The 20,213-nt window shown below is 43.5% G+C and carries 20 protein-coding genes and 8 tRNA genes; 21 read left to right on the plus strand and 7 right to left on the minus strand.

Annotated features, from left to right (window positions below; all coding sequences use genetic code 11):
• Nucleotides 1-2 precede the first annotated feature (2 nt).
• The 9 genes from ACOJR9_RS06745 (at nt 3) to ACOJR9_RS06785 (ending at nt 6,907) form a co-directional block, all read left to right on the plus strand.
• Nucleotides 3-359, plus strand: a complete 357-nt coding sequence (locus tag ACOJR9_RS06745; RefSeq protein WP_420936080.1) for an AtpZ/AtpI family protein — start codon at nt 3-5, stop codon at nt 357-359.
• Nucleotides 310-681, plus strand: coding sequence for an ATP synthase subunit I (locus tag ACOJR9_RS06750; RefSeq protein WP_420935549.1), 372 nt, complete (start codon nt 310-312; stop codon nt 679-681). Before ACOJR9_RS06745 ends, ACOJR9_RS06750 begins: the two co-directional genes overlap by 50 nt.
• Nucleotides 671-1,372, plus strand: a complete 702-nt coding sequence (locus tag ACOJR9_RS06755) for a F0F1 ATP synthase subunit A (protein WP_420935550.1) — start codon at nt 671-673, stop codon at nt 1,370-1,372. The genes ACOJR9_RS06750 and ACOJR9_RS06755 overlap by 11 nt, the downstream gene beginning before the upstream one ends.
• A gap of 16 nt (nt 1,373-1,388) precedes the next feature.
• Nucleotides 1,389-1,670, plus strand: a complete 282-nt coding sequence (locus tag ACOJR9_RS06760; RefSeq protein WP_420935551.1) for a F0F1 ATP synthase subunit C — start codon at nt 1,389-1,391, stop codon at nt 1,668-1,670.
• 3 nt (nt 1,671-1,673) lie between these two features.
• Nucleotides 1,674-2,513, plus strand: a complete 840-nt coding sequence (locus ACOJR9_RS06765) for a F0F1 ATP synthase subunit B (protein ID WP_420935552.1) — start codon at nt 1,674-1,676, stop codon at nt 2,511-2,513.
• The gene (locus ACOJR9_RS06770; protein WP_420935553.1) at nt 2,506-4,179 is read left to right on the plus strand and encodes an alternate F1F0 ATPase, F1 subunit alpha; all 1,674 of its coding nucleotides are present in this window, start codon (nt 2,506-2,508) and stop codon (nt 4,177-4,179) included. Before ACOJR9_RS06765 ends, ACOJR9_RS06770 begins: the two co-directional genes overlap by 8 nt.
• Nucleotides 4,172-5,098 (plus strand): F0F1 ATP synthase subunit gamma, encoded by a 927-nt coding sequence (locus ACOJR9_RS06775; protein WP_420935554.1) that lies wholly within the window; start codon nt 4,172-4,174, stop codon nt 5,096-5,098. The genes ACOJR9_RS06770 and ACOJR9_RS06775 overlap by 8 nt, the downstream gene beginning before the upstream one ends.
• A gap of 366 nt (nt 5,099-5,464) precedes the next feature.
• Nucleotides 5,465-6,190, plus strand: a complete 726-nt coding sequence (locus ACOJR9_RS06780; RefSeq protein WP_420935555.1) for a Crp/Fnr family transcriptional regulator — start codon at nt 5,465-5,467, stop codon at nt 6,188-6,190.
• 24 nt (nt 6,191-6,214) lie between these two features.
• A complete protein-coding gene (locus tag ACOJR9_RS06785; protein ID WP_420935556.1) occupies nt 6,215-6,907 on the plus strand; it encodes a helix-turn-helix domain-containing protein in 693 nt (230 codons plus the stop codon).
• 137 nt (nt 6,908-7,044) lie between these two features.
• Here the strand turns inward: ACOJR9_RS06785 and ACOJR9_RS06790 are convergent, their stop codons facing one another.
• The 4 genes from ACOJR9_RS06790 to ACOJR9_RS06805 form a co-directional block, all read right to left on the minus strand.
• Nucleotides 7,045-7,767: a cytochrome b/b6 domain-containing protein gene (locus ACOJR9_RS06790; RefSeq protein ID WP_420935557.1), complete on the minus strand. Its 723-nt coding sequence runs from the start codon at nt 7,765-7,767 to the stop codon at nt 7,045-7,047.
• Nucleotides 7,768-8,743: 976 nt separating this feature from the next.
• A tRNA-Val gene (locus tag ACOJR9_RS06795) sits at nt 8,744-8,819 on the minus strand.
• A gap of 34 nt (nt 8,820-8,853) precedes the next feature.
• A tRNA-Val gene (locus ACOJR9_RS06800) sits at nt 8,854-8,929 on the minus strand.
• A gap of 34 nt (nt 8,930-8,963) precedes the next feature.
• Nucleotides 8,964-9,039 (minus strand) — tRNA-Val (locus tag ACOJR9_RS06805).
• A 402-nt stretch (nt 9,040-9,441) separates the two neighbouring features.
• Between ACOJR9_RS06805 and gltX the strand changes: the two genes are divergently transcribed.
• The 12 genes from gltX to ACOJR9_RS06865 all read left to right on the plus strand — a co-directional run bounded on the left by gltX (nt 9,442) and on the right by ACOJR9_RS06865 (nt 18,012).
• Complete coding sequence (gltX, locus tag ACOJR9_RS06810) at nt 9,442-10,851, plus strand: glutamate--tRNA ligase (protein WP_420935558.1); 1,410 nt, start codon at nt 9,442-9,444, stop codon at nt 10,849-10,851.
• Between the two features lie 85 nt (nt 10,852-10,936).
• Nucleotides 10,937-11,012 (plus strand) — tRNA-Ala (locus ACOJR9_RS06815).
• Between the two features lie 169 nt (nt 11,013-11,181).
• Nucleotides 11,182-11,257, plus strand: a tRNA-Glu gene (locus ACOJR9_RS06820).
• A gap of 158 nt (nt 11,258-11,415) precedes the next feature.
• Nucleotides 11,416-11,491 (plus strand) — tRNA-Glu (locus ACOJR9_RS06825).
• Between the two features lie 158 nt (nt 11,492-11,649).
• Nucleotides 11,650-11,725: transfer RNA gene (locus tag ACOJR9_RS06830), tRNA-Glu, on the plus strand.
• Nucleotides 11,726-11,880: 155 nt separating this feature from the next.
• Nucleotides 11,881-11,956: transfer RNA gene (locus ACOJR9_RS06835), tRNA-Glu, on the plus strand.
• A gap of 578 nt (nt 11,957-12,534) precedes the next feature.
• Nucleotides 12,535-13,440: a M14 family metallopeptidase gene (locus ACOJR9_RS06840; RefSeq protein ID WP_420935559.1), complete on the plus strand. Its 906-nt coding sequence runs from the start codon at nt 12,535-12,537 to the stop codon at nt 13,438-13,440.
• A 95-nt stretch (nt 13,441-13,535) separates the two neighbouring features.
• Nucleotides 13,536-13,724: a hypothetical protein gene (locus ACOJR9_RS06845; protein WP_420935560.1), complete on the plus strand. Its 189-nt coding sequence runs from the start codon at nt 13,536-13,538 to the stop codon at nt 13,722-13,724.
• 22 nt (nt 13,725-13,746) lie between these two features.
• Nucleotides 13,747-13,914, plus strand: a complete 168-nt coding sequence (locus ACOJR9_RS06850) for a DUF1289 domain-containing protein (RefSeq protein WP_420935561.1) — start codon at nt 13,747-13,749, stop codon at nt 13,912-13,914.
• Between the two features lie 270 nt (nt 13,915-14,184).
• A complete protein-coding gene (gene dusC / locus ACOJR9_RS06855) occupies nt 14,185-15,123 on the plus strand; it encodes a tRNA dihydrouridine(16) synthase DusC (RefSeq protein WP_420935562.1) in 939 nt (312 codons plus the stop codon).
• Between the two features lie 136 nt (nt 15,124-15,259).
• The gene (locus ACOJR9_RS06860; protein WP_420935563.1) at nt 15,260-16,687 is read left to right on the plus strand and encodes an amidohydrolase; all 1,428 of its coding nucleotides are present in this window, start codon (nt 15,260-15,262) and stop codon (nt 16,685-16,687) included.
• Nucleotides 16,684-18,012 carry an amidohydrolase family protein gene (locus tag ACOJR9_RS06865; protein ID WP_420935564.1) on the plus strand — a complete coding sequence of 443 codons (1,329 nt, stop codon included), beginning with the start codon at nt 16,684-16,686 and terminating at the stop codon, nt 18,010-18,012. The genes ACOJR9_RS06860 and ACOJR9_RS06865 overlap by 4 nt, the downstream gene beginning before the upstream one ends.
• Nucleotides 18,013-18,076: 64 nt before the next feature.
• Here ACOJR9_RS06865 and ACOJR9_RS06870 read toward each other — a convergent pair whose 3' ends face one another.
• The 3 genes from ACOJR9_RS06870 to ACOJR9_RS06880 form a co-directional block, all read right to left on the minus strand.
• Nucleotides 18,077-19,054 (minus strand): transposase, encoded by a 978-nt coding sequence (locus ACOJR9_RS06870; RefSeq protein ID WP_420935565.1) that lies wholly within the window; start codon nt 19,052-19,054, stop codon nt 18,077-18,079.
• A gap of 260 nt (nt 19,055-19,314) precedes the next feature.
• Entirely contained in the window at nt 19,315-19,500 is a 186-nt protein-coding gene (locus ACOJR9_RS06875) for a hypothetical protein (protein WP_420935566.1), read from the minus strand.
• 47 nt (nt 19,501-19,547) lie between these two features.
• Nucleotides 19,548-20,201 (minus strand): arylesterase, encoded by a 654-nt coding sequence (locus ACOJR9_RS06880; protein ID WP_420935567.1) that lies wholly within the window; start codon nt 20,199-20,201, stop codon nt 19,548-19,550.
• Nucleotides 20,202-20,213: the final 12 nt, after the last annotated feature.

The raw sequence follows: 20,213 nt of genomic DNA on the forward strand, positions 1-20,213 counted from the left end.
TGATGCAATTCAAATTAAAAAAGAAGATTGAACCGCAATCAGATTTGAAGAATATCATTTCGATAAAAGTACGGCGGAAGGTACAAGCCCGTGAAGGTAAGGCTCTTGGAGTGTGGTTTGGTTTCGGCATGATGGGACTTATTGGATGGTCAGTGGCAATCCCTACACTGTTGGGCGCAAGTCTAGGCGTTTATCTTGATACTCATTACCCCATTAATCTCTCGTGGACGTTAGCCCTACTGTCAGCGGGGCTAGTCCTTGGTTGTTTTAACGCATGGCACTGGTTGTGGACAGAAGAAAGCGCGATCCATGAAAAAAGTCGTGTTCATCAAAAAAAAGACCAGAAAAGTCATGAGTGAACTGACAAATCTACTTCTGGTCATGTTGATAGGCTTGACGCTGGGTATTTTCTTTTACGGTGGCCTATGGTGGACAGTACAAAAAAGCATCTCGTCTGCGCATATAGCATGGTGGCTGCTGGCCAGTTTTTTAATACGCACGAGTGTGGTGTTAATTGGTTTCTATTTTATGCTTAAAAGTGATTGGTTAATACCCTCTTGGCAAGCGTTACTGATAGGCATATTGTCTTTTGCAGGAGCGCGTTTCGGCATCACACTAATAAGTTATTTAATGGCTCAGAGTTCGATTGATTCAAGCAAGGGAGCGAAGCATGCACCTTAGTCCTGATCAGTTGATTTATTGGCAACTTGGCTTTGTAAAAATTAATGCGACTATTGTTTTTACGTGGTTAATCATGTTGATGTTGAGCCTTGGCTCGCTGTTGATCACCAGAAACCTTTCGCGAGGCCTTGCGCGTTCTCGCTGGCAGAACGCATTAGAGATAGTGGTGATAGCCCTCAATCAGCAAATTGAAGAAGTTGGGTTGCAACATGCAAAAAAATACGTAGGTTTTATTGGCACCTTATTTCTATTTTTAGTTACCGCTAGTATCAGCACTATTGTGCCAGGGTTTGAACCTCCCAGTGCGTCCTTGTCTACCACAACCGCGTTAGCATTATGTGTGTTTATCGCTGTGCCAGTCTTTGGTATTGCTGAGAATGGGGTCGTTAATTACGCCAAGTCATACATGATACCTACTGCAATTATGTTGCCGTTTAACATTATTAGTGAGTTCTCTCGAACGCTTGCTTTGGCCGTTCGTTTGTTCGGCAACATGATGAGTGGAGCAATGATAATTGCCATTTTGTTAAGTATAACGCCTTGGCTATTTCCGATTTTGATGACGGCTTTAGGTTTGTTGACGGGTATCGTTCAAGCTTACATTTTTAGTATTCTCGCCGCTGTTTACATTGCTGCGGCAACACGTTCACGACAAAACCTAAATAACACCTTGCCGAACACAAATAAATAAAACAACTGGAGCACGTATGGAAAGCATGACAATGATTGCCGTTGCATCAATTATTATAGCCGGCATTACAACCGGGTTTGGTTGTTTAGGGCCCGCATTAGGAGAAGGCCGCGCGGTTGCCTCAGCGCTAAGTGCATTAGCACAACAGCCTGATGCGTCTGTCACCATTACCCGTACTTTATTTGTGGGGCTAGCGATGATTGAATCGACCGCAATTTACTGTTTTGTGGTGTCGATGATATTGATTTTTGCAAATCCTTTTTGGAATTACGCCATATCGAACGTGGTTGGAAACTAAGCCGTGTTAATTGACTGGTTTACGGTTGGGGCACAAGTAGTGAACTTTTTGATTTTAGTTTGGCTACTAAAGCGCTTTTTGTACCAACCGGTGCTGTCTGCTATCGATGCGCGTGAACAGCATGTTGCTAGCGTGCTAGCAGAAGCTGAAAAAAAAGATATTGAAGCATTAGCGCAGCGGACAAAATTTGAACTCAAAAATGCGCAGTTTGATAAAATCCAAGAGCAAATGCTGATTAAAGCAAGAGCCGCTGCTGAAACAGAACAAAAAAGTCTCATCAACAATGCGAAAGAAGCAGCTGATGCGTTGCGAAAGAAGTATCAAATTAGCTTAGCCAAAGAAGCCGACGATATTAAACAAATTCTACGAAATAAAACCATTAAAGAAGTGTTTGCAATAAGTCGTCACACATTGCAGTTGATGGCGTCGAAGAGCTTAGAAAAACAAATGTCAGAAGTATTTGTGGCACAAATATCGGCACTCGATAGTCGCGCTAAGACAGAACTGAGATCAGCATTAAAAGACGCAACCGCTTCCTCTCATTTGACGTTACGCAGCGCATTTGATTTAAACAGTGCTCAGTGCAAAGCCATTCAAACTGCTGTCGAACAAGCAGTAGGTAAGAACATTGAACTTGCGTATATCGGCAGTGATAAAGGCACCAGTGAACTTATTGCGGGTATAGAAATAACGGTAGAAGGTTATAAATTGACGTGGAGCATTGACCACTATTTATGCGCGATGGAACAAACGTTAGATAGGCTACTGAAGGAAAGTAGCCAAGGTCTTTACACTAACAAGGTTATCAAACCAGTACCTGAAAATGGCAATATTAATGGATAGTGCAAGCGGAGTACAACACGTCAAAAAGCAAGTAAGTCAAAAAGCGGCGTTTCTTAAGTGTACTAATGATATATCAGGTAATGGCTCTCTTGAAGATGAATTTAACAACACTTTTCATCACATTGAGCAAGTTCGGGAGTCATTTCGCCCTCTATTGCGCTTATTTGAGACCGGTATCATCATCAGCATAACTACGGGTATAGCAAGAGTATCTGGTTTGCCGCGTGTAGGGTTTGAGGAGCTCATTGTGTTTCCCAAAGGTACCTTGGGGATTGCATTTAACCTGAATGTAGAGCATGTCGATGTGGTGTTACTCGGTGATTATTCACATCTACAAACAGGCGATGAAGTTCATCGTAGTGGGCGCGTCATGGATGTAGGCGTGGGCAATGAACTATTAGGTAGAGTTGTTAACCCACTAGGTGAAGCACTTGATGAAGGTATGATTAATAAGGGAAGGGTAATTAATACACACTCACGCTTACCGATAGAGAGACCTGCTACTGATATTATGGATCGTGCGCCTGTTAGTGTGCCGTTGCAAACCGGTATTTTGGTCATTGATGCGATGATTCCTATTGGTCGAGGCCAGCGGGAGTTGATTTTGGGGGACAGGCAAACCGGTAAAACAGCGATTGCGATTGACGCTATTGTTAATCAACGAGAGCAAAATATAGTCTGTGTATATTGTGCCATAGGCCAGCGCGCATCTGCCGTGGCTAAGACGGTTGCGACGCTGCGCGAAAAAGAAGCCATGGAATATACCGTGATTGTTACGGCTCAGGGCAACGAGGCCCCCGGTTTACAATATATCGCTCCCTACGCCGCTACCTCCATCGCTGAGTATTTCATGCTACAAGGGCGCGATGTGCTTATTGTTTACGATGACTTTACTAAGCATGCAAGGGCCTACCGCGAGCTATCATTGTTATTGCGTCGTCCACCTGGACGAGAAGCTTTTCCAGGCGATATTTTTTATGTCCATTCGCGACTGCTAGAGCGCTCAACGCAATTGAGCGAAGAACTTGGCGGCGGTTCATTAACAGCGCTGCCGATTATTGAAACCGAAGCGCAAAATATTTCTGCTTACATACCTACTAACTTAATTTCTATTACTGATGGGCAAATCTACCTGTCTCCCAGTTTGTTTAAATTGGGGGTGCTGCCCGCCATTGACGTGGGTAAGTCTGTTTCTCGAGTGGGAGGTAAAGCGCAACGAGCTATATTTAGAGAGGTGGCGGGCGATTTAAAACTGGCCTATGCCCAGTTCGAAGAGCTAGAGTCATTTGCTCGTTTTGGCGCTCGTTTAGATTCAAGCACCAGTAAAACAATTGAGCATGGTAAGCGCATTCGAGCCTGCTTGCGTCAAACCGAGTCAGCGCCGCTATCGGTTATTCAACAAATGACCTTACTATTAGCGCTTACCTCAGGCTTGTTTGATGAAATTGCTCTGCCGGATATGCAGAAAGTGAAAATGTTGCTAGGCGAGTCGCTTTTACGTCTATCGCAAGACCTGCGTTTACGTCTATCGCAAGACCTGCGTTTACGCGTGCAAAATCATACGCGAATGCAAGATGGCGATCATCAAATGATACTTGCAATGGCTACTAAAGTGCTCGACACATTCAAAGACAGCAGCAAAAGTGTCTCGCCGGCTAATGAGTAAAACGGCCGCAAGCTTGCGTCACAAAATAGATAGCGCTAGTGATTTAAAAGGCGTGGTGCGCACGATGAAAGTCCTTTCTGCCTCTAGTATTAGTCAATACGAAGAGGCGGTTAAGTCGCTAAGTGATTACTACTACACTGTCGAAGTCGCTTTAGGTGCTAGTTTACGGGCAATTGGGCAGCACGCTGACAGTGTAGTACAGCAAACGCCATCGAAGACGAGCGATAGCAACGCTATTCATGCCATCGTATTGGGCTCTGATCAGGGTCTGGTAGGCCAATTTAATGAAAATATGGCGAAATTTGTGCTTAAAACACTCTCAACCTTTAAACGTAAAGCACAAGTATGGGTAGTTGGTGAGCAAGTTTTAACGCGACTTTCTGCTGCAAATATTAACGTAGTAACATCTTATGCTGTGCCATGTGATGTGAATGCAATCGCCAGCTTAGTGGGAGAAATCCTCCTCATGTGCAAAATGCAAGATAATCAACAGGCACCCGTTGATGTTTATGTGTTTTATAACCAATCATGCTCCTATGCCAACGAATTGAGTGAGCGAGAAGCCCCTAGTGTGTACAAGCCTCACTGTCTGCGTTTGCTGCCGCTCGATAAAAACTGGTATCACAAACATGCTAATACGCCGTGGCCTACACCATTACCCCCTGAGATACTGTGCACAAATACACTCACGTTGCGTTCGCTTATCAGTGAGTATCTATTTATTTCACTTTTTAGGGCCTGTGCTGAGTCACTCGCTAACGAAAATGCTAGCCGACTAGCCGCCATGCAGCGTGCTGAAAAAAATATCGATGAATTACTTTCTGCTTTATCGCAATCGTTCCATGGCCTGCGAAAAAGCGCCATTGATGAAGAACTCAATGATGTTCTAGCTGGCTATGAATCGCTACCGCATGCTTAGCGATAGGCCTTTTTACGCTCAAAAAAAGTACTCCCATACACGTTAACAAAAAATTGCATCATTAGATGGAATTGTTGCTAGGAAAGGGAGAATTATTTCTTCATTTGTGTGGTATCGAACATACCCGTATGGCTTTATCTGCTACTTTGCATGGGTTAACTTTTTTGCACCACGTTGGGAAATTATAGTTACGATGAGTGATATAAAAATACCGCCAAAATACAAGAGTGTTGAACATCCCACAAAGCAAATATCGGACAGTCCATACTGGCCAATAGCCTTGGTGACGACATCAATGAAAACTATACATTTGGACAGCCCACTCATACTTAAAAAAAACAATAAATAATTGGGATATGATAAGACATGGATGAAAAACCGACGGATAACGAACTGCTTAATGCATTTCCTGATGACAGCAAAACGAGACTTTTTCCACTGCTAAAACTGGTGAGCTTGCACTTGGGAGGTGTTATTTATGAGTCGGGTCAAACCCTAGACTCAGTGTACTTTCCTACCAACAGTATTGTTTCGTTATTATATGTTACAGAAAATGGTTCTTCCGCTGAAATATCGGTTGTTGGCAATGAAGGTATTGTGGGAATTGCGGTATTCATGGGCGGGGGGAGTACTCCCAATCGAGCTGTGGTGCAAAGTGCTGGCCTTGCCTATAGTTTGCCGGCCTCTGTCTTGAGGAAAGAGTTTAACAGCGTCTCAGAGATTAGATTAATATTACTGCGCTACACACAAACGTTAATAGCCCAGATGGCACAAACTGCTGTGTGCAATCGCCATCATTCAATTGATCAGCAGTTATGCCGGTGGCTATTGCTTTCCATAGACCGTTTAAAAAGTAACAAGTTGACAATGACCCAAGAGCTGATTGCCAATATGTTAGGCGTGAGAAGAGAAGGGGTAACGGAGGCAGCGGGTAAACTGCAACAAGTAGGTGTTATTAACTATAAACGCGGTCATATAGAGGTTCTTGATAGAGAAAAATTAGAGGATCTTTGTTGTGAGTGCTATGCGGTCGTCAAACATGAAGCCGAGCGTTTACGTAAATATGCAACTATGTCACCTTCCGCCATTTAAACCCTAACCTAACGAGGCTACTTTATGAACAATCAAGTGCCTGCATATCACCAGCATTATCAGAACTGTATAAAAGGAGCCTTGTCATGCTCTTGCGCCCAAAACAACAAGGGAAAAAGCTTGAAGCGAGTTTATCGACGCGGTGAATCGCTCTTTTGTATGGGAGACAAATTTGAAGCGTTATACGTGTTAAAGCTCGGCTCTGCAAAGTCATTTAGCACTACAGAAAGTGGGCATGAACAAATAACACACTTTCATTTCCCTGGAGATTTAATTGGTTTTGAAGGTTTTGATAAAATGGTACATGTGCATAGCTTACGCTTTTTGGAGCATAGTACTGTTTGCCGTATTAGCATGTATACCTTCAATCGCCTAATGATTGCATCAGGGACTAGCAGGGGCATTTTACTCAGCAAAATGAGCCACTCATTTGTTGATGAACAAAAACTGTTACAAAGTCTAATTAAACATGACGCTGAACAACGGCTAGTTCGGTTTTTGTTGAACATAGCGGCCAAAAATAAGCAAATGGCATTGCCTTACCAAGTTGTTAATTTGAGCATGTCACGGGGCGATATTGCTAATTATTTGGGAATGGCTATAGAAACTATTAGTCGCCTACTTAGTAAAATGCATACGCAGGGGATTATAAATGTTAATAGGCGGGAAATTACGCTATGTAACATTGAGAACTTGCATGCTTCTTTGAGTATCTGAAAACAACGTTTTTTGAAAAGGGCAGAGTAAAAGAGTGGACTAAAAGAGTGGACAGTCACTTAACAGCTGGTATTAATTAAAGTATCTGCTACCCACTGGATAGGGTTTTGCTGGGTGATAATATCCAGTTAATAAGCTTATTGTTTCTCTTTTTGCTTTCTCTTTGGAAGGTATTTATAACCATTTATCATTGCTGAAACTAGTGCTGTTTTTTCCCTGCGCTCACTAAAAATAACACCAATGATATGCAGCGGGATTAGAATAATTAAGGTGTAAAATGCATAAACATGAGCGGCTATAAACGGTTTTCTAATGTTACGCATTGCTTGATAGGCTTGTTCATCAACGTTTTCTTTAGAGTAGGGATCAATTAATTCAATTTGTGTCGTGTCAATCGCAATGTGTTTTGCAAAATATTGGCCGAATGGAGGGTAGTATATATCTGTTCCGGCAATAACGAGTCCGCTTATCATTTGAATACACATTGTCAGTAGTAATGCGCCAACCATCAATTTGCCTAGCGGATTGTGTCCTTTGTGTTTTTTATGGGGTTGCTGTCTAAGCTCCGCTAACTCAGAAACAAAGCCTTTATTAAATGGTAACGTATTACACCAGCGCTCATACCCTCTGCCGAAAAAAACCATAGCAATACGAATAAGTAGATTAGCAGCAAATAAATAGCCAATAAGGACGTGAAGAGTTTTCAGTAATATTTTGCCCTCAGTACTTATGCCTAAAGTTCCTGCATTAAAAATAACGAGTCCGAACCCTAATAACAACGCAATGGCTAATACATTAACCCAGTGAAAGAGTCTTAAATATCTACTCCAAACGTAAACGGCGTATGATGGACTATTCATTTTTGATCCTAATATATTTCTTGCGATAGCTGTTTTTAAAAACTATCAAGAAGCGAGTAAATGAGTAGCTAAATGGCTATAAATAGTGAATGCTTCGCTCTATCGCACTCATAGTGGTCATAAGTTTGTTGTGCTTTAGTGCGCAAAATCGCCGTGGTCGTTTTATGACGGCAGTATCTTGAACATTCTAGTTTGAACGATGAGGTTAGTGACATCTGTACGTTAGCGAACAGACATAATGGCGTAGCGGCTTTTTGTTTTAACGCGCAACCGCCGTAGTTACACAATGCGAAAACATTAATTTTGTATGCTTCTCTAGTAGCAGCGATAGTTGGTGTTGAATGTATCCGAAGAGAGTAGGTACTGATCAGCAACTCATAAAGGCTTCAAAAAAGTAGGAAAGAATAGAATGATTAACGGCTGTCTCACCCAGTATTGTTATGTAAGGTGAACGATTGAGAAAATAAAGATAATCTTCAGATAGAACGTTCAATCATAATGGCGTCTTAATATCTCAAGTTCTTGTTCAATGACATCTTGCCGTTGGTGAATAGGTATCAGTTGCTCATCAAATGCATCATTTGATGTATCAAGGGTCAGAGTCCACGGTGCTACATGCTTGCAATGCTCAATGGCATTATTAGTACAATAATCAGTATTTAAAATATCAACGTTTGCTTGATGTTGCGCATAAGAACAGCCACCAAGAAAGCAAATCCCGAAAATGGTTAAGAGCAATGCTCTCGCTCTCGAGCTTGGTTTTTTTAACTGAATTAACTAGCATAATGGAATAATTCGCTTCATTTATATTCTATACATCGTCAATATAACACAAGCTCCTTGAACTACAATTGACGAAAAATGCAGAATTTGCCTGCAATTCTAGCAGTCACTACAAGCTACTGAGGCTCGCAACGACGTTGTTGAACCATCGAGTCTTATTACACTGAGAAATGAATAATGATTAGTAAGGATATGGTGGACGCTACTGGGCTTGAACCAGTGACCCTCGCCTTGTAAGGGCGATGCTCTCCCAACTGAGCTAAGCGTCCATTTTTATTTCGTAATTCTAGTAACAAGCAAGAGTGGTGGACGCTACTGGGCTTGAACCAGTGACCCTCGCCTTGTAAGGGCGATGCTCTCCCAACTGAGCTAAGCGTCCATTTTTATTTCGTAATTCTAGTAACAAGCAAGAGTGGTGGACGCTACTGGGCTTGAACCAGTGACCCTCGCCTTGTAAGGGCGATGCTCTCCCAACTGAGCTAAGCGTCCGTCTTGTTTGTTTACTTGCCTAAGCAAGTGGAGCGGTATTATAGAGTTGCTCGTGTTAGTGTCAACAATAAAATTAAAGAAAATTACTGTGTGCACGAAAATTAAACATTTTGCTGTCTTTTTAGATAAATTGATGAAAAGCACATCGTTTTGGCGACTTATTTACCCCTCGGCCTACGAGTAATCTCATGTAGAGTGAGACTGAAAGTAATCGTAATATCACATTTGTACTGATCAGAGTGTCTGTCCGTTTTTCTCTCGGTTTGCTTGTACGTTTTTTAAGCCATGCTGAATATTACTCGAATATTAAATATTACTGAGTGAATGAAGCGGCTTTTGTCGTAACACTTACGCTGATAGAATATAACCAAATGAGTTCTAAATTAACTATAGAGAGTATTCATGTCGGTTGTAACACGATTTGCACCTAGCCCAACGGGGTATCTCCATGTTGGGGGCGCACGCACAGCACTGTATTCTTGGCTTTATGCGAAAAGCAAAGGCGGTGAGTTTGTACTTCGCATAGAAGATACAGATATTGAACGTTCTACTGAAGAAGCAAAACAAGCAATTTTAGACGGCATGCAGTGGCTTGGTTTAACGTGGGACACAGGCCCGGTTTATCAAACAGATCGGTTTGACCGATATAAAGAGCTCATCCAAAAGTTACTAGACGAAGGTAAAGCGTATAAATGCTTTATGAGTTCAGAAGAGCTTGATGCCATCCGCGAAGCACAAAAAGAAAAAGGCGAAAAACCTCGCTACCCTGGAACATGGCGCGACAGAACAGATCATCCGGAAGGACAACCGTTCGTTATCCGGTTTAAAAACCCGCTAGAAGGGTCTGTTGTAATAAAAGACCATGTGCGCGGCACAATAGAGATCAGTAATAGTGAACTTGATGACCTTGTCATTCAGCGTACTGATGGAACGCCAACGTATAACTTCTGTGTTGTCGTAGATGATTGGGATATGGGTATTACTCACGTGGTTCGTGGCGAAGACCATATCAATAATACTCCGCGTCAGATTAATATTCTTCAAGCCTTAGGGGCGCCTATTCCTGAGTACGCACACGTATCTATGATACTAGGCGATGATGGTAAGAAATTGTCAAAGCGTCATGGAGCAGTTAGCGTAATGCAGTATCGCGATGATGGCTTTTTACCACAGGCGGTGTTGAACTACCTTGTTAGGTTAGGCTGGTCACACGGCGATCAAGAAGTATTTACTCTTGATGAAATGATTGAGCACTTTAGCCTAGACGGAATAGGGCAGTCTGCTTCCGCATTTAACACAGAGAAACTTATTTGGTTGAATCAGCACTACATTAAGTTTATGCCAGCAAGTGACGTTGCTGAACATGCAAAATGGCATTTTGACCAGTTGAATATTGATATAACAACGGGCCCTTCTCTAGAATCGGTTATTGCTATACAAGCCGACCGCGTGAAGACGCTCAAAGAGCTTGCGGGGATCTCGACGTACTTTTATCAGGATTATGATGAATTTGACGCCAACGCCGCGAAAAAGCATCTTCGCCCAGTGGCAAGAGGACCATTAGAGCTGGTGAAAGATAAGCTATTAGCACTTGAAGAGTGGACGCCAGCGAGTATCCAAGCTGCGATAAATGCCACAGCAGAAGAACTTGAAGTAGGTATGGGAAAGGTAGGCATGCCGCTACGTGTAGCATCCACGGGCAGTGGTAATTCACCCTCGCTAGACGTGACGTTACACCTGCTCTCAAAAGAGAAAGTTGGTGAGAGAATCGACAAAGCGCTTACTTTTATAGCAAACAGAGAAAATTCATAAAAAAACCGTTGACATGGCAGAGGGGGATGCCTAGAATGCGCCCCGCTGTCACGGAACAGTCATATTGAATTGACTACGACACAACGGGGCCATAGCTCAGCTGGGAGAGCGCCTGCATGGCATGCAGGAGGTCGGCGGTTCGATCCCGCCTGGCTCCACCAAGTTACACATCGTGATTAGCGTGATTAAGAGAATATCTTGTAACTTAATGGGCTAACTGGGAACTCGGATTGAGTGTAATCAGTTGCGACAATATTTCATTACATTGTTGTTTATTTGTTAAATTCACGGTGTAACTGATTCAAACTGCTACGTTTGAAACGATTTATTGTCCCCTTCGTCTAGAGGCCTAGGACACCGCCCTTTCACGGCGGTAACAGGGGTTCGAATCCCCTAGGGGACGCCATTTAATCGCGTCACGGTCGATAAATACCGTGAAATAGGCTGGAGTTAGCAGTTTTAACTTCGGACGGAAGTTTCAGTAAGGATAGGGTCGCTCGATTCGCAGAGCTCATCTCGCCTTACAGAAATTTAGTGAAGCCTTGCTTCACTAGCAAAATTTCTGTCCCCTTCGTCTAGAGGCCTAGGACACCGCCCTTTCACGGCGGTAACAGGGGTTCGAATCCCCTAGGGGACGCCATTTAATCGCGTCACGGTCGATCAATACCGTGAAATAGGCTGGAGTTAGTGGTTTTAACTTCGGACGGAAGTTTCAGTAAGGATAGGGTCGCTCGATTCGCAGAGCTCATCTCGCCTTACAGAAATTTAGTGAAGCCTTGCTTCACTAGCAAAATTTCTGTCCCCTTCGTCTAGAGGCCTAGGACACCGCCCTTTCACGGCGGTAACAGGGGTTCGAATCCCCTAGGGGACGCCATTTTAATCGCGTCACAGTCGGTCAATACTGTGAAATAGGCTGGAGTTTTTCAAACTTCTGACTGAAAGTTTGGTAAGGAAAAGGTCGCTCAGTTCGCTGGCTCACTTCGCCTTACTGAAAATCTCGAAAGCGTAGCTTTCGAAAGAAGATTTTCAGTCCCCTTCGTCTAGAGGCCTAGGACACCGCCCTTTCACGGCGGTAACAGGGGTTCGAATCCCCTAGGGGACGCCATATCGAAAAAACCAGCCAATCGGCTGGTTTTTTTGTTTTAGCGCTTACATTTTATGAACGTGCATTCTTTAAGTGTAAAACCTCTTTATCTTCGTTCACTGTTTTCAATAACGTTACCCTTCAATTCCATCCATTCCTGCTTTTTATTTGACTCTTCTAATCTACATTAACCTTACATCAAGTGGAGTATGCTCTTGCTTCAGGATGAAGGAGTTTAAATATTTTGAGTGTCTGTCCACTCTGGTTCACTCTGGTTAACTGTCCACTCTGGCTCGCACACTGGTTCGCCTCGTTATCTCATAGGTAAAAAAAGTGTCTGTCCATTTTTAAACGCATTCTCAAACGCCCATTTTCAAACGAGTGTCTGTCCGCCTTCATTTCCGCCTTCATTTAAGCTTTCATTGAGCCTCATTTAACGGGGAGCACTTTGAAGAAGGTAACGTTAAGTGCACAAAAATGTATTCGGTGTACAGTCAGAGTTACTACGAGAGCCAGGTTGGGTGGTCTACATCACATACTTTAGGAAGTACAGGTGATATCATAACGTCATTGATAAAGTGAAGAACAAAGAGGCTATTATGCAAAATTACTCAATCGGCACTGCGGGAAAACCGTGGGGCGAGAAAGAAAAAGCACAGTGGTATGAGCAGCAAAGCGTAAAGCGCAGCGTAAAAGAAGAAGTGTTTACTAAGTTACAACACATTATTCCTGAAGGTTTCAAGTTACAGCAATACGGTGCATTACCCTATGACGAAGTGCGCTACCCGCTGTATGCAGTAGTACCTGCATCATTTGACAGTTCCAAACCATCTGCATTAGTTACAGGCGGTGTACATGGCTACGAAACGAGTGGTGTGCAAGGCGCGCTGAAGTTTATTGAAACTAAACTATCAAGTTATGCCAGCCGCATTAATATCGTAGTAGTACCCTGCGTTAGTCCGTGGGGCTATGAGACAATCAACAGATGGAACCCGTTAGCTATCGATCCGAATCGTTCTTTTTATCCTGATTCACCAGCTCCTGAATCTCAGCAGTTGATGCATTTTGTGACGTCGTTAAAGACAGAGCTCTCTTTGCATATCGACTTGCATGAGACAACTGATACAGATAATAGTGAATTTAGGCCCGCGTTAGCGGCTCGCGATGGAACTGATCACGACAACTGGAACATACCAGATGGGTTCTATACGGTAGCGAATACACCAAACCCACAGCTTGCTTTCCAACAGGCTGTCATCAAGGCTGTAAAAGGTGTTACTCATATAGCGCCAGCTGACGAAAATGGAAAAATTATTGGTGCTGACGTCGTGAGTGAAGGGGTTATTTGTTACGACAAGAAATCCCTTTTTCTCTGCGGAGGAATGACAAATGCAAACTTTGTTACCACAACCGAGGTGTATCCAGACAGTGATAATGCTACGCCAGAAAATTGTAACGATGCGCAAGTGGCGGCGGTATGTGCTGCACTTGATTTTATAATGTAACTTTCACGATACAGTAGCGAGCATACCAAAATTTGGACGCTTAAACGTTTAGACGTCTAGATGTATATTGGGTCTTCTTTCAGAGGAGGCTCATAGTGTTTACTTTTTCAGCAGTTATTTATGACGGTAATAAACAGTCTTTAGTAAGACATAATTGTAAAACCGACTTAGAGTTTTCTGCATACCTTGAAGCGCGCTACGGCTGCTATGTTTGTTTATGGTTGAATAAAGAGCTATCAGAAAATACGCTAGCGAATATAGCGGCTACAAAAAAATTACAATAATCTCCTAAGTTTAAGTAGAAGAATGAATAACCCCATATCCCCCTGTAAAGCGCAGTGTAAACTCACTGATGACGATATTTGTATTGGCTGCAATAGAACCCTAGATGAGATTGTAAATTGGACGTCATACACCCCCGAGCAAAAAAATGCGGTATTCCAGCGACTCAACACCCTCGAAAATTCAGACTAGCTTAAACTGTAGTTTAAAGTGGACAGACACTCCAAAATTAAAACGGACAGTCACTCGTTTTATTTAAAACGCTACTTCTTTATTCAAGCGCTCCGAAACGCTTTATATAAGTTCAAACCCCTTCGAAACTCTATATAAGCAACTTCTAGGGCACCTCTGAAGTTTATCTCTGCCTGGGAAAATATTATTAACTTTAGCCGCATAGCGAGCAGCCTACCTTTTTGATAAACTCGCACCGATTTTTCTTACTTATTTTGAGCTCAATTTCGAATGAAAATAATGCTGGCCCCGATGGAAGGTGTAGTCGACCATCTGATGAGAGACATGTTGACTCGCGTTGGCGGATTTGATCAATGCGTAACGGAGTTTGTTCGTGTTGTCGATCAAAAGCTACCCAAAAAGACCTTCTACAAAATCTGTCCAGAGCTTCATACCGACGGCAAGACTGCCTCAGGTGTTCCCGTGCGCGTTCAGCTATTAGGACAGCACGCTCAATGGTTAGCAGAAAACGCTGAAACTGCTGTCGAACTTGGCTCTCCTGGAGTCGATCTTAATTTTGGATGCCCTGCAAAAACTGTCAACAAGAGTAAGGGCGGAGCCGTTTTATTAAAAGAAACTCAAACGCTGTATGACATTGTAAAAGCAGTTCGAGACGCCGTTCCACAGCATATTCCGGTGTCGGCAAAAATTCGTTTAGGGTTTGAAGACAAATCATTAGCCGTTGATAATGCCGTAGCAATAACAGAAGCCGGCGCTTCAGAATTAGTGGTGCATGCCCGTACCAAAACAGAAGGTTATAAACCGCCAGCGTACTGGGACTGGATAGCGAAAATTAAGCAGCATACCGATATTCCTTTGGTCGCAAATGGCGAAATATGGAACGCTGATGACGCTAAAAAATGCCAAGCACAGTCTGATTGTATCAACCTAATGGTTGGACGCGGCGCTCTCGCAATGCCTAACCTTGCGCGGGCGATCAAATTTGGCGATACCCCTATGCCATGGCCTGAATTGGCAGCATTGCTTATTCAATATTCGGGTTATGAAATCTTTGGCGATAAGGGTCGGTATTATCCAAATAGAATTAAGCAGTGGTGTGGGTATCTAAAAAGACAGTACCCTGAAGCAGACATTCTTTTCAACGACATAAGACGCCTTACCAACTCACAAGATATTGTTGATGTGTTAGCTCGTCAGTCTTCCCAGTAAACAGAGGGTTTATCCCAGAGCTACTTGGTTTTATTTACTCAATTGTCTACTCTCTGATAGCGACATAACGCAAACCTTATGTCCTTATCGATAAAACCATAATCAATAAAATCATAACAATTGCTCTGGGGTACACATGAAACTAACGCCAACGAAGCTGACGCTTCTGTTGGCTTGTACTATGTCTTTGCTAACAGCTGGATGCAGTAAACAAGCCGACAACGATAGCGCTAAGGCGCCAAAGGTCACCATAGACCCAAATCCTTATCCAAGTACTTACACACCTATAGAGGGCCAGCCAACGCTTATCACCAATGTCACCATATTAGATGGTGTGGGTAATCGCATAGAAAACGGCAGCATTTATTTTGCAGACGGTAAAATTCAAGCGCTAGCAAAAAGCGGACAGACACTCGAAGTGCCTGATGAAACAGCTGTCATTGACGGTGCTGGTAAGTGGGTTACACCTGGAATTATCGACAATCATAGTCATTTGGGCGTCTACCCTTCGCCATCTACACGCTCGCATTCTGACGGCAATGAAATGACAAACCCAGTGACCGCAGAAGTATGGGCAGAGCATTCGGTGTGGCCGCAAGATCCAGGTTTTGGGCGCGCACTGGCTGGCGGTGTTACGTCGCTACAAATTCTACCTGGCTCAGCCAATCTTTTTGGTGGCCGCTCAGTAGTATTAAAAAACGTGCCCAATAGAACGATGCAAGATATGAAATTTCCCGATGCTCCCTATGGCATGAAGATGGCGTGTGGCGAAAACCCTAAGCGGGTTTATGGCCAAAAAGGTGGACCTATGACCCGCATGGGGAACGTTGCAGGTTACCGACAGGCCTGGTCTGATGCACAAGACTACATGCGAAAATGGGACAAGTATGAAACCGACTATGAGGCGGGCAAAGATGCTAAAGCGCCCAAACGAGATTTAAAGCTTGAAACGTTAGCGGGCGTACTCAATGGCGATATTCGTGTGCACATGCATTGTTATCGAGCTGATGAGATGACGATAATGATGGACGTAATGCAAGAGTTTGATTATCAGATAGGTACTTTTCATCACGCTGTTGAGGCTTATAAAATTGCTGACAAGCTGAAAGAAAACAACGTGTGCTCAGCGATGTGGGCAGACTGGTGGGGCTTTAAAATGGAAGCGTATGACGGCATTAGGGAAAATATTCCCGCAGTGCACGCCGCAGGTGCTTGTGCCATTGTTCATTCTGATAGTGACTTAGGTATACAGAGGTTGAATCAAGAAGCTGCTAAAGCGTGGTCTGACGGCAAACGAGCAGGCCTTGATATTCCGATGAAAGATGCGTGGACTTGGCTTTCAGCTAACCCTGCCAAATCGTTAGGAATATTTGATAAGACGGGCTCGTTAGAAAAGGGCAAACAAGCCGATGTAGTGCTATGGAACGATAACCCATTCTCCACTTATGCCAAAGCTGAGCATGTTTATATAGACGGCGGGCTTGCGTATTCACTTAGCGATAGCACTTCATGGCCGGTAAGTGACTTCGAGTTAGGTCAAGTAGGTGAGGGAGATACCAAATGAAAAAGTTAATAATATTGTTAGCCGCGCTCACATTGACGGCTTATGTTCATGCTGAAAATATTGCCATTGTGGGCGGTAAAGTACACACCATGACATCTCAAGGTGTGATAGAAAATGGCACTGTGTTGCTGTCAAATGGTCGCATAAATGCAGTGTTAGCTAGCGGGGAAGTACCTGATGGCTACCGAGTCATAGATGCAAGCGGTAAAGTGGTTACTCCTGGTTTCATTGGTGCTCTAACATCGCTTGGTCTGGTTGAAGTGTCTTCATCATCTGGTGTGGTGGATGCCAACATTGAGATTACACCTATATCAAAAACCGGCGCTGCATTTGATGTTCAATATGCAATAAACCCAGACAGTTCGCTTATCGCGATAACCCGTTTAGAGGGTATTACCTCAGCTGCCACCACCATGAATAGAAGCGACTATCTGTTTGGCGGTCAAGGAGCGGTGATCAACCTTGAGGGCCATCGCTTGGATGGTGAGAGCGCAAATGCTAGCGAATATAAAAGCGGACAGACACCCGTTTTAAAATCTGGCGCGTTTATGACAGTGAATGCGGGCAGCGATGGCGCCGAAATTTCAGGTGGCTCTAGAGCGTCACTATGGGTAATGCTCGATAAAGTCATAGAAGAAGCGAAGCAAGCGAGTAACAACCTCTCCCCAGAAAAATCATGGTACGGCATAAATTCGCGCTTAGACGTGGCAGCACTGAAAAAGGTAGTTGCTGGAGACATGCCGCTGTTTATGACAGCTGATAGGGCTGCCGATATTCGACAGGTTATTGCTTTTAAGGACAGACACTCGTCTATTAACGTAGTACTTGTGCATGGTGTTGAAGCATGGAGGGTGGCGAAGGAACTTGCTGGTGCAAATATTCCGGTTATTATCGACCCTGAATACAATTTACCCGGTGGGTTTGACCAAATGGGCGCAACCTTAACTAATGCCGCTCGATTGCACGAAGCTGGTGTAGACGTCGCTATAGGCATGGATACGCACAATATTCGTTTGGCGGCGCAACACGCTGGTAATGCCGTTGCGAATGGTTTGCCTCATGAGATTGGGTTAGCGAGCCTGACTAGTGTACCTGCGAAAATTCTGGGTCTTGACAAGGAAGTGGGAAGTCTTCGCCAGGGCGCAAGAGCTGATGTTGTTATTTGGTCAGGTGATCCGTTAGAAGTAACAGAAGCGGCGGAGTCTGTTTTCATTGGCGGTAAAGCCATTAAAATGGAATCGAGGCAAACGAAATTGCGTGATAGATACATGTCGCTGCAACAAAAGCAGCATGCCAACCCGTCGCAGTATGAGCGTGTTGAGTAATATTGCAAAACCTTAGATGGAATGCTGCACTTATATTGATTTGCCGTAAGTGCAGCCTTTCGTTTTAGGACAGGTATTTGATAGCGTTTTTTACATTTGGCCTTGAACCTCTCTTACATCCGTCCGCAAATTTTCGCATTTTGCTTTCATTGCCGACTGGGCCTGAAAAAAATGTTTCAAAGCGACTGGTCAATAAGCGCCATTTTTCTTGGTCCATCCCTATTTTAGACAGTAATCCATGAGGCAATTTAGGGAGTATTGTTGTGCATTTATCTTTATGAGCCTTAAATGTCGCTTCTACTAGTGATATGTAGTCGTGATATTTAAATGGTAAATGTGTCTGTGTTTTTACCGCTTGATCGCCGAAGGCCATGAGGTACTTTGGAACTTTTCCCACTCTGTGAGCGTTCATTCGATAATGGATACTAGTATGTTTAGAGGTCTGAAGAGATGTTGCGATATTCGCTCTGATTGGGTTTAGGTCGACATAGGCCATAACCGCAGCGAGCGCTTTTTCATCTAATATCGCTTGAGAGCGAAACCGCCGTTCCCAAAAGTAGCCAGTACACTCATCTTCTTTATTCGCTCTCCTTGCGATGTATTCATTTAATAGCCGCATAAACCAACTAATACTTTGCAGTCTTTCTCTGTATTGAATCGACAGCGCTTTAATTTCATCACGCTCTTTTGCAGTGAACGCTTGATGTTGGTCTTCAAAATATCGCTGAACAATCGGTGGACATTTATAGAACATTCTCCATCGCAATAATACTTCATCCATCGACCAGCCCTCAGCTCGTCCTTTTGCGATGTGGAGCACTACATGAATGTGATTGTGCATCACGGCATAAGCACATAAATCGATGGCAAAGGCTTGAGACAATTTATGCAATCTATCCGTTATCCACTTTCTCCTGTGCTCATAGTTTGCTCCTGTGCGCTTGTCTTTGCCGCACAAGAACGACTGCCTTACGCAGCGTGAGGTGCAATGATAATAAGAAGTAATGTCTGTGTTGATTTGCTTGTAGCGTGGTAAAGGCATATCCATATCCCATTATTTTCTTGGTATTATGAATAAAAAGAGCCGGATGTGAACTGAGCTTTAGAGCAGTATTATCGTGTTTTATTGTGTTTCAGAAAGTGCGTCGGGAAGAACCAGGTAGATAGCGCTACGAGAGTCTTGCTTTTAGAAAAGTGCAAATCACAGCGGACGGACTTTCGAATCACAATGGACAGACACTCATTGTAAAACGAGTGTCTGTCCATTGTAGGTTTGTAGGTTTGAGTGTGCTGCAAATTTAATTACGCAAACACATCAACGCGGCTGCCTAAACGACTATCGCTGCTATTTGAGGATGTCTCGTTAGAAGGTCTAGATTCGCTTACCTGATTGGTCTCCTCACTGCGCTGCTCTTGGCGCCGTGGTACTTGTGGCGTCGATTCTAAAATAGTAGACACTGGCGCCGAATTTACTGATGAAATGTCCATACTGTCTCTTTGTTAGTTAGTTCTGTTTATTGAAAATAGCACAAATATTAATCTGCTATTATTAAACTTCGTAAATTACTGTCCATAAGCTCGGCTATTTTCGGCTGTGCCTCAGCATTTGGGTGGATCCCATCGTTTTGCATCATTGACTCGTTAAGTGCGATAGTCTCAAGAAAAAACGGTATTAATTGTATCGAGTATTTGTCTGCAATAGTGTCAAAGCTTTCCATAAACATAGTGGTATATCGCTTGCCGTAGTTCGAGGGTATCTGCATTTGCTGTAAAAAAACGGTGGTGTCACTTTGCTGAGCAATCTGAACTAGCGAGTCTAAGTTATTTCTAATCTTCGTTATATTGTGACCCTGAAGCCCATCATTGCCTCCAAGCTCGATAAAGATGTGAGTAGGCTTGTGCTGCTCAATAAGACGTGGCAACCTGGCAAGTCCGCCATCTGTCGTTTCACCGCTTACCGCAGCATTTACAATATCGATCGGAATGTTGTCGTCTTGCCAGCGTTTTTGTAACAAACTGACCCAGCCTTGTTCTTGTTGAAGACCGTAGGCCGCCGACAAACTGTCTCCAACAATGAGCAATGTCGCTTCATCTGCATTCTGTGATGGACTCTCTTGATCTGAAAGCGCATGAAACGGTATTAAAATAATGAATAAAATAGCGATAATTTGACGATAACTTACGAACAAATCGATGACCCC

The organism is Alteromonas ulvae (assembly GCF_048987005.1).
Classification (GTDB): domain Bacteria; phylum Pseudomonadota; class Gammaproteobacteria; order Enterobacterales; family Alteromonadaceae; genus Alteromonas.

Coding starts and splice junctions, on each gene's coding strand:
- ACOJR9_RS06745 (WP_420936080.1), top strand. CDS start 3: ATGCAATTCAAATTAAAAAAGAAGATTGAACCGCAATCAGATTTGAAG.
- ACOJR9_RS06750 (WP_420935549.1), top strand. CDS start 310: ATGAAAAAAGTCGTGTTCATCAAAAAAAAGACCAGAAAAGTCATGAGT.
- ACOJR9_RS06755 (WP_420935550.1), top strand. CDS start 671: ATGCACCTTAGTCCTGATCAGTTGATTTATTGGCAACTTGGCTTTGTA.
- ACOJR9_RS06760 (WP_420935551.1), top strand. CDS start 1,389: ATGGAAAGCATGACAATGATTGCCGTTGCATCAATTATTATAGCCGGC.
- ACOJR9_RS06770 (WP_420935553.1), top strand. CDS start 2,506: ATGGATAGTGCAAGCGGAGTACAACACGTCAAAAAGCAAGTAAGTCAA.
- ACOJR9_RS06775 (WP_420935554.1), top strand. CDS start 4,172: ATGAGTAAAACGGCCGCAAGCTTGCGTCACAAAATAGATAGCGCTAGT.
- ACOJR9_RS06780 (WP_420935555.1), top strand. CDS start 5,465: ATGGATGAAAAACCGACGGATAACGAACTGCTTAATGCATTTCCTGAT.
- ACOJR9_RS06785 (WP_420935556.1), top strand. CDS start 6,215: ATGAACAATCAAGTGCCTGCATATCACCAGCATTATCAGAACTGTATA.
- ACOJR9_RS06790 (WP_420935557.1), bottom strand. CDS start 7,767: ATGAATAGTCCATCATACGCCGTTTACGTTTGGAGTAGATATTTAAGA.
- gltX (WP_420935558.1), top strand. CDS start 9,442: ATGTCGGTTGTAACACGATTTGCACCTAGCCCAACGGGGTATCTCCAT.
- ACOJR9_RS06840 (WP_420935559.1), top strand. CDS start 12,535: ATGCAAAATTACTCAATCGGCACTGCGGGAAAACCGTGGGGCGAGAAA.
- ACOJR9_RS06850 (WP_420935561.1), top strand. CDS start 13,747: ATGAATAACCCCATATCCCCCTGTAAAGCGCAGTGTAAACTCACTGAT.
- dusC (WP_420935562.1), top strand. CDS start 14,185: ATGAAAATAATGCTGGCCCCGATGGAAGGTGTAGTCGACCATCTGATG.
- ACOJR9_RS06860 (WP_420935563.1), top strand. CDS start 15,260: ATGAAACTAACGCCAACGAAGCTGACGCTTCTGTTGGCTTGTACTATG.
- ACOJR9_RS06865 (WP_420935564.1), top strand. CDS start 16,684: ATGAAAAAGTTAATAATATTGTTAGCCGCGCTCACATTGACGGCTTAT.
- ACOJR9_RS06870 (WP_420935565.1), bottom strand. CDS start 19,054: ATGCCTTTACCACGCTACAAGCAAATCAACACAGACATTACTTCTTAT.
- ACOJR9_RS06875 (WP_420935566.1), bottom strand. CDS start 19,500: ATGGACATTTCATCAGTAAATTCGGCGCCAGTGTCTACTATTTTAGAA.